Annotated in this window: 8 protein-coding genes and 1 pseudogene; 7 read left to right on the top strand and 2 right to left on the bottom strand. The window is 68.4% G+C overall.

All coding sequences use genetic code 11. The annotated features are described in order from the left end of the window. A pseudogene (locus ACXJKR_RS11410) lies at window positions 1-223 on the bottom strand (biotin--[acetyl-CoA-carboxylase] ligase); the annotation flags it as partial. 4 nt (window positions 224-227) lie between these two features. Then, window positions 228-716 carry an SET domain-containing protein gene (locus tag ACXJKR_RS11405; protein WP_056199773.1) on the bottom strand — a complete coding sequence of 163 codons (489 nt, stop codon included), beginning with the start codon at window positions 714-716 and terminating at the stop codon, window positions 228-230. A gap of 232 nt (window positions 717-948) precedes the next feature. Here ACXJKR_RS11405 and ACXJKR_RS11400 point away from each other — a divergent pair, with 232 nt between their 5' ends. The 7 genes from ACXJKR_RS11400 (at window position 949) to ACXJKR_RS11370 (ending at window position 13,249) form a co-directional block, all read left to right on the top strand. Beyond that, on the top strand, window positions 949-3,540 hold the full coding sequence (locus ACXJKR_RS11400; protein ID WP_457322938.1) for a DNA topoisomerase III: 2,592 nt from the start codon (window positions 949-951) through the stop codon (window positions 3,538-3,540). Window positions 3,541-3,616: 76 nt separating this feature from the next. After that, complete coding sequence (locus tag ACXJKR_RS11395) at window positions 3,617-5,479, top strand: ATP-binding protein (RefSeq protein ID WP_457322937.1); 1,863 nt, start codon at window positions 3,617-3,619, stop codon at window positions 5,477-5,479. A gap of 185 nt (window positions 5,480-5,664) precedes the next feature. Beyond that, a complete protein-coding gene (locus tag ACXJKR_RS11390) occupies window positions 5,665-6,621 on the top strand; it encodes an AEC family transporter (RefSeq protein ID WP_457322936.1) in 957 nt (318 codons plus the stop codon). Window positions 6,622-6,701: 80 nt separating this feature from the next. Then, window positions 6,702-9,539 carry a M16 family metallopeptidase gene (locus tag ACXJKR_RS11385; protein WP_457322935.1) on the top strand — a complete coding sequence of 946 codons (2,838 nt, stop codon included), beginning with the start codon at window positions 6,702-6,704 and terminating at the stop codon, window positions 9,537-9,539. Between the two features lie 74 nt (window positions 9,540-9,613). Next, entirely contained in the window at window positions 9,614-11,419 is a 1,806-nt protein-coding gene (locus ACXJKR_RS11380; protein WP_457322934.1) for a hypothetical protein, read from the top strand. Between the two features lie 20 nt (window positions 11,420-11,439). Beyond that, window positions 11,440-12,699 (top strand): glutamate-5-semialdehyde dehydrogenase, encoded by a 1,260-nt coding sequence (locus tag ACXJKR_RS11375; protein ID WP_457322933.1) that lies wholly within the window; start codon window positions 11,440-11,442, stop codon window positions 12,697-12,699. Between the two features lie 100 nt (window positions 12,700-12,799). Then, a complete protein-coding gene (locus ACXJKR_RS11370; protein ID WP_157281773.1) occupies window positions 12,800-13,249 on the top strand; it encodes a hypothetical protein in 450 nt (149 codons plus the stop codon). The last annotated feature ends 38 nt before the right edge of the window (window positions 13,250-13,287 follow it).

The following is a 13,287-nucleotide window of genomic DNA, read 5'->3' as shown; positions in this document are numbered from 1 at the left end:
GGGACAGGCCGCTCAGGTCAAGCGCGGCCGGCAGTGGCAAGGCGATGGAGAAAGTCAGCGCGGCGTCATCCCCCCCCTGTTCAGTCAGCCAAGCCCGGCCCAGGCGCCCACGACCCGCGGTCTGGCGCGAGGCCGAAACCAGCAGCGCCCCGCCGCCCTCACGCAGATGCGCCAGCGCCTCGGTGTTGGTCGAGCCGCATTCGGCGAGGTGGCGCCGTTCCATCAGGTCAGCGCCCCGACTTGCGGGTTTTGGGGGCGAGCATGGTGCCGCGGCAGGTCAGCGCGCCGCACCAGCAGGCGAACTGTTTCTTGACCTTGGCCGTGTGGCGGTCGTCCAGCACCAGGCCGTAGTCATAGAACAGCTCCTCGCCGGGCTCCAGATCGCGCAGCGCCTGGATGAAGACGCGGCCATCGACCTCGTCGGCTTCGCAGTTGGGCTCGCAGGCGTGGTTGATCCAGCGCGCGTCATTGCCGCCATACAGCGCATCGATGACGAGGCCGCCGTCGAGGTGGAAGTAGAAGGTGTGGTTGGGCTGGGCCGGGTCGTGCGGATGGCGGTCAACCGCCTGCTCCCAGGTGATGCGCTCGCCGGTGTACTCGATGATGCGAGCACCGGCGGCGATGGGAGCTGCTGCATAAACCCCCCGGCCATGCACGCCGGAATCACGGACTTCGATCTTGCGGCGCGGGGCAGGACGCGGGGATTTGGCGGTCATCGGCGCTGTGGTACGGTGATTTCATGGGTGCGCGTGTGCGTAGGCGTGCGCGCGAGGCCCGGATTGTAGGCAGCAAGAATGAGACCCCTCGTCCAAGGACTACCTTGGCCGGTCCCCCGAGGGGACGGCGATACACGCGGCTTCGAGCCGCGTGCACATCGCCTGGCGGGCCGGCTTGGGGCGGCCCGGCGCTCGGCCCGAATGAACGAACAGACAACCGATTGAAAGACCGATGAGCAAGACTCTGATCATTGCCGAGAAGCCCTCCGTCGCGCAGGACATCGTCCGCGCGCTGACACCCGTGGCGGGCAAGTTCGACAAGCACGACGACCACTTCGAGAACGAGCAGTACGTCGTCAGCTCGGCCGTCGGCCACCTGGTGGAGATCGCGGCGCCCGAGGAGTTCGACGTCAAGCGCGGCAAGTGGAGCTTCAACAACCTCCCCGTCATCCCGCCGCATTTCGACCTCAACCCGATCGACAAGAACAAGGGCCGGCTCAACGCGCTGGCCAAGCTGATCCGCCGCAAGGACGTGACGGCGCTGATCAACGCCTGCGACGCGGGCCGCGAGGGTGAGCTGATCTTCCGCCTCATCGAGCAGTACGCCCAGCCGGCCAAGGGCAAGCTCAACAAGCCCATCGAGCGGCTGTGGCTGCAGTCCATGACGCCCGCCGCCATCCGCGAGGGCTTCGAGAAGCTGCGCAGCGACGCGCAGATGCTGCCGCTGGCCGACGCCGCGCGCTGCCGCTCCGAGGCCGACTGGCTGGTGGGCATCAACGGCACGCGGGCCATGACGGCCTTCAACTCGCGCGACGGCGGCTTCTTCCTGACCACGGTGGGCCGCGTGCAGACGCCGACGCTGTCGGTCGTTGTCGAGCGCGAGGAAAAGATCCGCAAGCACGTCGCCCGCGACTACTGGGAGCTGCGCGCCAACTTCGACGCCCAGGCCGGCCAGTACGAAGGCAAGTGGTTCGACCCCGCGTGGAAGAAGAACGACGACCTGGAGCGCCGGGCCGACCGGCTCTGGACTCAAGGAGAGGCCGACGAGATCGYCAAGGCGGTGCTCGGCAAGCCCGCCGTCGTCACCGAGGAAAGCAAGCCCAGCACCACGAGCTGCGGCGGCCTCTACGACCTGACGACGCTGCAGCGCGAGGCCAATTCGCGCTTCGGCTTCTCGGCCAAGACGACGCTGTCCATCGCCCAGGCGCTGTACGAGAAGCACAAGGTGCTGACCTACCCGCGGACGGACTCGCGCTTCCTGCCCGAGGACTACGTGGCCGTGGCCAAGGACACGGCCAAGATGCTGGCGACCGAGGACCTGCCCGGCCCGCTGGCCGCGCTGTCCCAGCATGCCGCCACGTCGCTGAAGGAGGGCTATATCAAGCCCACCAAGAAGGTCTTCGACAACGCCAAGGTGTCGGATCACTTCGCCATCATCCCGACGCTGCAGGCGCCCAAGGCCCTGACCGAGATCGAGGCCAAGCTCTACGACATGGTCGTCAAGCGCTTCCTGGCGGTGTTCTTCCCGCCGGCCGAGTTCCTGGTCACGACGCGTATCTCGAAAATCGACAACAAGCACCATTTCCAGACCAACGGCAAGGTGCTGGTCAAGCCGGGCTGGCTGGCCGTCTACGGCAAGGACGTGGACGACGAGGACGCTAACCTCGTGCCGGTGCAGGCCAACGAAGTCGTGCGCACCGAGAGCGTGGACGTGAAGGCGCTGCAGACCAAGCCGCCGGCGCGCTACACCGAAGCGACGCTGCTGTCCGCCATGGAAGGCGCCGGCAAGCTCATCGACGACGACGAGCTGCGCGAGGCCATGGCCGAGAAGGGCCTGGGCACGCCAGCCACGCGCGCGGCCACCATCGAAGGCCTGATCAGCGAGAAGTACATGCTGCGCGAGGGCCGCGAGCTGATCCCGACCGCCAAGGCCTTCCAGCTGATGACGCTGCTGCGCGGCCTGGACGTGGAGGACCTGACCAAGCCCGAACTGACCGGCGACTGGGAATACAAGCTGGCCGAGATGGAGAAGGGGCGCCTGAAGCGCGAGGTCTTCATGGCCGAGATCGCGGCCATGACCGAGAAGATGGTCGCCAAGGCCAAGGGCTATGACCGCGACACCATCCCCGGCGACTATGCGACGCTGAAGACGCCCTGCCCCAAGTGCGGCGGCATCGTGAAAGAGAACTATCGGCGCTTCACCTGCACCGGCAAGAGCGGCACGGGTGAGGACGCCTGCGGCTTCTCCATCGGCAAGATCCCGGGCGGCCGCAGCTTTGAGCTGAACGAGGTCGAGACCTTCCTGGCGAACAAGAAGATCGGCCCGCTGGAAGGCTTCCGCTCCAAGGCGGGCTGGCCCTTCACGGCCGAGTTGGCGCTGGTCTATGACGAGGAGATCGCCAACTGGAAGCTGGAATTCGACTTCGGCGAGGACGCCAAGAAGGCCGAGGGCGATGGCGAACCGGTGGACTTTTCCGGCCAGAACTCGCTCGGGGCCTGCCCCAAGTGCAAGGGCCACGTCTACGAGCACGGCGCCAACTACGTCTGTGAGCATTCGGTCGGTGCCACCGTCACCTGCGACTTCAAGACCGGCAAGGTCATCCTGACCCAGCCCATCGAGCCGGCCCAGGTGCACAAGCTGCTGGCCAACGGCAAGACCGACCTGCTGGAAAACTTCGTCTCCAACAAGACGCGCCGCAAGTTCAAGGCCTTCCTGGCCTATGACAAGAAGGAAGGCAAGGTCATCTTCGAGTTCGAGCCGCGTGCGGCCAAGGCGCCGGCTGCCAAGAAGGTGGCGGCCAAGAAGACGGCGGCCAAGAGCTGAGCGGGCAGGAAATTCGCGGCGCCACAGCATTTATGCTCGCCGCATGGCCTGACAAGGCTGCACCGGGGGAGAGGGGATGGCGTTGGCACCGATCAGCATCGGCATACAGACGCGCCTGACGGCCGGCATTGCGCTGGTTGCGAGCCTGCTGGTGCTGGCGGTGGGCTGGTACTGGACGACACACGAAGAGGCCGAGCTGATGGCCGGCCTGCGCCAGCGCGAGGCGCGCATGGCTGGCCTCATCGAGCGCGGTTTCGCGGGCCCGATCTGGAACCTAGACCATGTCGCCATCGAGAACCTGCTCGACGCCGTCATGGCCGACCCCGAGGTGCATGCCATCGAGCTCAAGGGCCTGGGCCTGCGCGGCGGCCAGGCGCGGCGCGGCCGCGACACCCCGGCCGTGGGGCCGCTGCGACGCGAGTTCGCCATCACCTACCAGCCCGCGGCTGACACGGCCGGCRCCCAGGTCGCCTCGGCCGTTCTCACCGTTACGCGTGATCTCATCGACGAGCAGATCAGCCGCACCCGCCTCTTCGTCGTCGAGCTGCTGGCCGTCGTCGTCATCGGCATCGTCATCGCCAGCTCCCTGCTCGTGCAATGGCTGGTGCGCCGGCCGGTGCTGAAGCTGGGCGCCCTGGCCCAGCGCGTTGCCAAGGGCGACCTCGGTGCGCAGGAGACCGTGGAGCGCGGCGACGAGATCGGCGAGCTGACGATGCGCTTCAACGCCATGAGCCTGAAGCTGCGCAGCGCGGCTGACCAGGTGCAGCTCAGCTCCGAAGGCCTGCGCGCCAGCGAGGCGCGCTACCGCAGCCTGTTCGAGAACGCGACCGAGGGCGTCTTCCAGGCCGACGCCGATGGCCGCGTGCTCAGCATGAACCGCGCCTTCACGCAGATGCTGGGCCTGGGTTCGCAAAGCCCCGTGGGGCGGCGGCTGCGCGAGCTGTCCGGCATTGACCGGCATGAGATGCAGCGCGTCGCCGCCGTCATGAACGAGCAGGGCAAGATCCAGCAATGCCAACTGCAGCTCCGCGGCGCGGGTGGCCGGCCGTTGTGGGTCGAGCTGAACGCGCACTGGGTTGAGGGCGAGAGCGGCCAGCGTCGCATCGAGGGCATGGTCAGCGACATCTCGCTGCGCCGCCAGGCCGAGGCCGAGTTGACCCGCCACCGCGACCACCTCGAAGAACTCGTCAACGAGCGCACCGCCGAACTCAGCGAGGCCAAGCTGCGCGCCGAAAGCGCCAACCAGGCCAAGGGCCGTTTCCTGGCGACCATGAGCCACGAGTTCCGCACGCCGCTGAATGCCATCCTGGGCTTCACGCAGCTGATGCAGATGGATGCCGCCATTCYCGCCGGCCAGCAGGCCAAGCTGCAGTTGATGCGTGACTCCGGCCTGCATCTGCTGGAGCTCATCAACGACGTGCTGGACATGGCCAGCATCGAGGCCGGCAAGGTCTCGCTGAAAGCCGGGTCCGTGGACCTGCGCGCCCTCATCGACATGGCCTGCGACAGCGTGCGCCTGCGCGCCGAGCAGAAGGGCCTGGCCTTCTGGCTGGACATCGACGCCCGCCTGCCGACCCAGGTCATCGCCGACGGCCAGCGCCTGCGCCAGGTGCTGCTCAACCTGCTGTCCAACGCCGTCAAGTTCACCGACAGCGGCAGCGTGCAGCTCGACGCGCGCGTCGTCGAGCTCGATGCCAGGCACACGCGGCTGCGCTTCGAGGTCAGCGACACCGGCATCGGCATGACACCGGCCCAGCAGGCGCGGCTCTTCCAGGCCTTCGAGCAGGTGTCCGATGCCTCGCGCCACCTCGGCGGCACGGGCCTCGGGCTGTCCATCAGCCAGCAGCTCGTGCGGCTGATGGGCAGCCAGATCCTGGTGCAGAGCACGGCGGGGCAGGGCAGCAGCTTTGTGTTCGAACTTCGTCTTCCTCTGGCGTGAGCTTCTTTGACGCATTTCGGGCCGAGCGCTGGGCCGCTCCCGAGCCGGCCCGCCTTGGCGATGTGCTTGCCGGTCGATCCGGCAAGCATCGCCGTCCCCTCGGGGGACCGATTGGGCGCGCCGGCGTTCAGCGCGGCGAGACCAGGCGAGGGGCCTGAATGACCTGGGCAATTGCGGCGAAGCTGTTGGCGATTTTGGTTGCGGTGGCCATCGGCTGGGCGGTCGGCCGCATGCGCTGGCTGGGCGGCGGCGAGGCGGGCAGTGACAGCGATCCGGCCCGCGTGCTGGCCAACGCGGCCTTCTACATCTTCGTGCCGGCCCTGCTGTTCCGCACCACGGCGCGGCTGGATACGGCGACGCTGCCATGGGCCTTCCTGTTCGCCTTCTTCGTGCCGGTGCTGGTGCTGATCGCGCTGCTCTACGTGCTGTACCGCGGGCTGCGCAAGCCGGGTGAGAACGTCGTCGCGCCCAGCGTCAGGGCCATCACGGCAGGCTTTGGCAACACGCTGCAGGTGGGCCTGCCGGTTGCGGCCGGCGTGTTCGGCGAGAAAGGCCTGGCCATCCACATCGCCGTGGTGAGCCTGCATGCGCTGTCGATACTCACGCTGCTGACCGCCATCGTCGAGCTCGACCTGGCGCGCGAGCGCAGCAGCGGGAACCTGGCCGGCACGCTGCTGCAGACGGTGCGCAACACCGTCATCCATCCCGTCGTGCTACCGGTGCTGGCCGGCCTGGCCTGGAACGCGACCGGCCTCACCCTGCCCGCCGTGGCCGATGAGGCGCTGCAAAGCCTGGGCACGGCCGTCGTGCCGCTGTGCCTGACGCTGATCGGCATGTCCCTGGCCTATTACGGCTGGCCACGCACATGGCGCGGCCTGGCCGGGCTGGTGCTGGCCAAGCTGCTGCTGATGCCGGCCGTCGTGCTGGGCGTCGCGCATTGGGGCCTGGGGCTGAATGGCATGCCGCTGGCCGTCATCGTCATGATTGCGGCGCTGCCGACCGGCTCCAACGCGCTGATCTTTGCCCAGCGCTACCGGGCGCTGGAGGCCGAGGTCACGGCCGCCACCGTCGTCTCCACCATCCTTTACGTCGCCACGGCGCCACTTTGGCTGGCACTGCTCGCCTGGCTGTCGCCTTGGTAGGCTCATGGTGACTCCCGGCACTTCCGCACCGTGTTGAACACGTCGCCCAATCCCGCATTGCCCTTCGAGGACCGATACGAATGAAAGCTCCCGCCCCCCGCCGTCTCGTCGCGCTGCTGGCCCTGGCCGGCGCCCTCTCGGCCGCCCTGCCCGCGGGCGCCGCCCCTGAATCCGCGATGAAGGGTGCGGTCAACACCGAGGCCGGCCAGCTCGCCGTGCGCCAGGAGAAGCTCACGCTGGCCAATGGCTTCGAGGTCATCCTCGTCGAGGACCACCGCCTGCCGCTGGTGGCCTTCAACCTGTGGGTGCATGCCGGCCCGCGCAACGAGGCCAAGGGCCAGACCGGCTTTGCCCACCTGTTCGAGCACCTGATGTTCGCCGGCAGCAAGCACATCCCGCGCGGCGAATTCGACAAATTCGTCGACGCCGCCGGCGGCACCGACAGCAATGGCTCGACCAACTTCGACCGCACCAACTACTTCTTCACGCTGCCGTCCAACCAGCTCGAACTCGGCCTGTGGCTGAAGGCCGACATGCTGGGCTACATGATCGACGAGGTCGATTCGGTGTCCCTGGCCAACCAGCAGGACGTGGTGCGCAACGAGCGCCGCCAGAGCTTCGAGAACCGGCCCTACGGCATCGTCGAGGAGGCGATGTACCAGGCCCTCTACCCCGAAGGCCACCCCTACCGCGCCGCCGTCATCGGCTCGCATGCCGACATCCAGGGCATCCAGCTCAAGGACGTGAAGGACTTTGCCCGCACCTACTACCGGCCCAACAACGCCACCCTGGTGCTGGCCGGCGACTTCGACCCCAAGCAGGCCAAGGCCCTGGTGCAGAAGTATTTCGGCTCGCTGAAGGCCGGCGCCAAGGTGCCCGAGGTCAAGGTCGCCATGCCTGAGATCACGAAGGAGCGCCGCCTCGTCGTCACCGACCGCATCGAGCTGTCGCGCCTGAACCTCGCCTGGCACACGCCGCCCATGTTCGCGGCAGGTGACGCCGAGCTCGACGTCGCCGCCCACGTGCTGGGCGGCGGCAAGGCCAGCCGCCTGTACGGCCTGCTGGTGCGCGACAAGCAGCTCGCCCAGAGCGTCCAGGTGGGGCAGGACTCGCAGTCGCTGAGCTCGATCTTCAACATCGAGATCGTCGCCCGCCCTGGCGCGTCGCTGGACGAGATCGAGAAGCTGGTCGACGCCGAGATCGCCCGGCTTGCCACCACGCCGCCCACGGAGGCCGAGCTGGGCCAGGCCCGCGCCACCATCCAGACCCAGCTGCTGCAGCGCATGGAGAAGGTGACGTCGCTGGCCGACCTCATCAACCACTACAACCAGATGGCCGGCGACCCCGGCTTTGTCGGCAAGGACCTGGCGCGTTATGGGCAGCTAGGCCCGGCCAACGTCAGTGCCACCGTCACGCAATGGCTCAAGAAGGACCGCCGCGTCGTCGTGCAAGCGAAGCCTGGCGAGCAGGTGCTGCCGCCCGAGGTGGCCACGCCGCCGGCGCCCACCAAGGCCGCCAAGGGTGAGCGCGAGTCGCTGAACGCGGCAGAGGCCTGGCGCGCCAAGCCGCCCGGTGCCGCCAAGGCCAAGGCGCTGACGCTGCCGGCCGCGCAGAGCTTCACGCTGGCCAACGGCCTGACCGTCATCTACTCGCCCAAGCCCGGCCTGCCGCTGGTGAGTGCCGCCCTGGTGCTGCGTGCCGGCCAGGGCGCCAACCCGGCGGACAAGCCCGGCTTGGCCGGCTTCACCGCCGCCATGCTGCCCGAGGGCACCAAGACGCACAGCGCCCAGCAGATTGCCGAAGCTGCCGCGGCCCTGGGCGCCACGCTCAACGCCCAGGCCGGCAGCGAGGAGGCGCGCATCGACTTCTCCGGCCTCAAGGCCAGTGCCAAGGAAGGCCTGGGGCTGCTGGCCGACCTGGCCTTGAACCCCGCCTTTGCGGCGCCCGAGATCGAGCGCCTGAAGGCTCAGCGCCTGGCCGCCCTGGCCCAGATGCGCGAGCAGGCACCGCTGCTGGCCAATGCCGTCGGCAACCGCGTGACCTATGGCGAGGGCCACCCGCTCAGCGCCAATGCGCTGGGCACCGAGGCCAGCATCAAGGCCGTGGATGGCGCTGCGCTGCGCGCCTTCTGGCAGGCCCATTACCGCCCCGAGCGCGCGGCCCTGGTGGTTGCCGGTGACCTGACCGAGGCCGAGCTGCGGGCACTGATCGAACCGCTGTTCGGCGCCTGGAAGGGCGAGGGCGCCGCTGCAGCCGCCGCGCCGCTGCCCGCGTCCAGGCCCATCGCAGCGCGCACCGTCGTCGTCGACAAGCCCGGCGCGCCGCAGACCGCACTGGCCGTCGTCTCGCCCGGCCCCTTCGCCGCCGCGCCCGATGCAGCCGCCATCAATGTCATGAATGCGGCCCTGGGCGGCCTCTTCACGTCGCGCATCAACAACCAGCTGCGCGAGGTCAAGGGCTACACCTATGGCATCCATTCCGGCTACACCATGGGCCGCGAGCGCGGCCAGTTCGGCATCCGCGGCAGCGTGCGCACCGACGTGACCGGCCCGGCCCTGGTCGACATGTGGAAGGAGATCGAGGGCATGCGCGCCAAGCCCATGGGCGCGGCCGAGCTGGGCCGCGTGCGCAACGCCCAGCTGCTGTCCCTGCCCGGCCTGTTCGACACCAACCTCGCGGTCGTGGCCGGCTACTCGGGCAATTGGTCCGCGGGCCGGCCGCTGGACGCGATCACCGAGCTGCCGAAGAAGGTCGGTGCCGTCACCGCTGCCACCGCGCTGAAGGCCGCCCAGCAGCATCTCGACCCGGCCCAGCTCATCGTCGTGGCGGTGGGCGACAAGGCCAAGATCGTGCCGCAGCTGGAAGCGATTGGCCGCAAGCCCGAGGTTCGCGACGCCGAGGGCAAACCACTGCCCTGACCCGGCCCTGATTGCGGCCGCGCGGCGCTGGTGCGAGCATGCCCCTCCTGGCCCCTGCCGGGCCTGGAGGTCGCATGCCATCACGCCATCACCCCGCCACCCGCCTGCTGCAGGCCCTCGCCGCGCTGGGCCTCGTCGCCCTGGCCGGCAGTGCCGATACGGCCGCTGCCTTTGACCCGCTGCTGAGCAGCCCCGGCGGCGTCTGCGCCCCGTCAGTGGCCGGTCGGCCCGTGCTGCTGCAGGCCCTGCTGGCCTCGGCCGCCTCCGCGCCCAGGACGGAGACCGCGCCCTTCCAGCCCGCGCCCATGAAGGCCGCGCCGGGCGACGTGCCGCTCTACAAGGACTTGGGCCGCATGAGCTTCAAGCTTGAGCATGCGTCGCCCAAGGTGCAGGCCTATTTCGACCAGGGCCTGCGCCTGTCCTTCGCCTTCAACCATGCCGAGGCCCAGCGTGCCTTCCAGGCCGCGCAGAAGCTCGACCCGGGCTGCGCCCTGTGCTTTTGGGGCGAGGCGCTGGTGCTGGGCCCCAACATCAATGTGCCCATGCAGGCCGAGGCCAACGCGCCCGCCTGGACGGCGCTTGCCCGCGCCGTCGCGCTCAAGGACAAGCTGCCGCCGCGCGAGCGCGTCCTCATCGAGGCCCTGCAGCAGCGCTACGCCGCTGAGCCACCGGCCGACCGCAGTGCCCTGGACGCCGCCTATGCCGATGCGATGAAGCGCGTCGCCGCCCAGTTCCCCGGCGAGGACCTGATGCAGGTGCTCTACGCCGAGGCGGCCATGGACACCCAGCCCTGGGACTACTGGGAGGCCGCCGGCGCAAAGCCCAAGGGCCGCACCGCCGACATCGTGGCCGCGCTGGAGACCGTGCTCAAGCGCCGCCCCAACCATGCCGCCGCCATCCACCTCTACATCCATGCCGTCGAGGCCTCGACGCGGCCCGAGCGCGCGCTGGAACCCGCACGCCGCCTGGCCGCGCAGATGCCCGGTGCCGGCCACATCGTGCACATGCCGGCCCACATCTACTACCGCGTCGGCCTGTACCGCGAGTCACTGGATGCCAACCGCCAGGCCATCGCCGTCGACGAGGCCTATTTCAAGAGCTCGCCGTCCGACCCGCTCTACCGCTCGGCCTACTACCCGCACAACATCCATTTCCTGATGGTGTCGGCCCAGATGGGTGGTGCGGCCAAGACAGCCATCGACGCGGCGGCCAAGCTCGACGCGTCCATGCCCGTCGACGTCGTCAAGGCCTTCCCCATCATGCAGCCCGTCAAGGCCGCGCCCTACACGACGCACGCCCAGTTCAGCCCGCCTGATGTCATCCTGAAGCTGGCCGCACCGCCCGACGACCTGGTGCTGGTGCGCGTCATGTACCACTACGCCCGCGCGCTGGCCCAGGCGGCCCGCCACGATGCGGCCGCGGCCCGGCTTGAGATCGAGGCGATCACGGCGCTGGAGAAGGGCGCCGACTTCAAGCCCTTCGACGCCTGGGGCATTCCGGCTCAAGCCATCGCGCAGACGGCCCGCCTCGTCGCCACGGCACGCCTGGCCGACGCCCAGGGCGACCTGGCGGGCGCGGCCGCCGCACTGGAGCAGGCCGTCGCCATCGAGGAGGGCCTGGCCTACACCGAGCCGGCCTATTGGTACTACCCGGTGCGCCAGTCCCTCGGCGCCGTGCGCCTGCGCCAGGGGCGGCTGGACGAAGCCGAGAAAGCCCTGCGGGAATCGCTCGCCCGCGTGCGCAACAACGGCTGGGCGCTGGCGGCCCTGGCCGAGGTCTACAGGAAGCGCGGCGACACGGCCGCCGAGAACAGCGCTCGCCAGGCGTTGAGCAAGGCTTGGTTCGGCGCGGAGGGCGGCCCAGACCTTACGAAGCTGTAGGTCGAGGGTCGTCGACGAAAATGGCGGCCATGAGCCTGCCTGCCTACATGGACGACCTCGGCCGCGCCGCCCGCGCCGCCGCCACCGCAATGGCCGCCGCGCCCACGGCCGCCAAGAACGCTGCCCTGCTGGCCCTGGCCCGCCGCCTGCGCGCGGCCGGCCCGGCGCTTGCCGAAGCCAATGCCCGCGACCTGGCCGGTGCCGCCGAGCTGAGCGGCCCGCTGCGCGACCGCCTGAAGCTCGACGCCAAGACCCTGGCGACGGTCGCCGAAGGCTGCGAGCAGATCGCCGCCATGCCCGACCCCATCGGCGAGATCACCGGCGTGAGGCGCCGCCCCACCGGCATCAGCGTCGGCCAGATGCGCGTGCCGCTGGGGGTGTTCGGCATGATTTACGAGAGCCGCCCCAACGTGACCATCGAGGCCGCTTCGCTGGCCATCAAGAGCGGCAACGCCTGCATTCTGCGCGGCGGGTCGGAGGCGATTCACTCCAACCTTGCCCTGGCCGAGCTGGTGGCCGCATCACTGGAAGAAGCCGGCCTGCCGCGCGCCGCCGTGCAGCTCGTCAACACGACCGACCGCGCCGCCGTGGGGCTGTTGATCAGCTCGCCGCAATGGGTGGACGTCATCATTCCGCGCGGCGGCAAGGGGCTGATCGAGCGAATCTCTGCCGAGGCCAAGGTGCCCGTCATCAAGCATCTGGACGGCAACTGCCACAGCTATGTCGATGCCGAGGTGGACCTGGAGCAGGCCCTCAAGGTCGTCGACAACGCCAAGACGCAGAAGTACAGCCCCTGCAACGCGACCGAGTCGCTGCTGGTCCACGCGGCCCAGGCGCCGGCCTTCCTGCCGCGCATCGCGGCCATCTTCAAGGCCAAGGGCGTGGAGATGCGCGGCTGCCTGCGGACTTTGGCTTTGGTGCCTGGTGCGGTGCCGGCGACGGAGGAAGACTGGTCCACCGAATACCTCGCCCCCATCATCAGCATCAAGGTGGTCGATTCACTTGACGAAGCCATTGCCCACATCAATCGCTATGGCTCGCATCACACGGATGCGATCCTGACGACGAATCATCCCAACGCGATGCGATTCCTGCGCGAGGTGGATTCGGCCAGCGTGATGGTCAATGCCAGCACGCGCTTTGCGGATGGCTTTGAGTATGGGCTGGGTGCCGAGATCGGCATTTCCACCGACAAGTTCCACGCTCGCGGGCCGGTGGGGCTGGAGGGGCTGACGTCGATGAAGTGGGTGGTGTTGGGGCAGGGTGAGGTGAGGGGCTGAGGCCTGAACTCTTAGTGGCGCCGCGTTTGCCAGCTGTTGTCGGCCCGCGCCCCCGAACAAGCACTGGTGTTGAAGGCAGCGGTTTCTCCAGGAAAGCGCGATGACTATTGAGACATGCAACGGGTATTTGGCGGTAGTCGCAGCCCTCAACGAGGGCAGTGATCACGCTTGCCAATACACGCTCGCTGCCCTTGAGGAATCTGCGGAACTGAAAGAGGCAATTGCTCGGGAAATCTTTGGTTCTGACCGATCAGACTTAGCAAAGAAGATCGAACTGCTGCCGGTTGCGGCGCCTTGGCGCGGTGCGGTCGAAGCGGCCGTTTTTCAGTGGTTCTTCGTGCAGGCGTATTCGCCGTCGACCCAAGGAGACCTTGTTCAGCGGAACGTCGTTATTGGCTTTCTAGAGCATCTGAGCCACGTTGTGGGTAATGCCGATGTGTTCGAAGTCGGAGGAGAGGCTATCGCGTTGGGATGGGCGGTAGTCTGGCAAGGATTCATCTTCTGTAGTGGCAGCCGTCGTTGGCTGTTGCAGTTTGGATGGCACGACTGACCTCGCAGTGGGTAGGTTGGGTGAACGCAGTGAATCCC

Source organism: Roseateles sp. P5_E11, assembly GCF_054049355.1.
The sequence above is the reverse complement of the archived record's forward strand: the minus strand, read 5'-3'. Positions and strand labels throughout refer to the sequence as shown.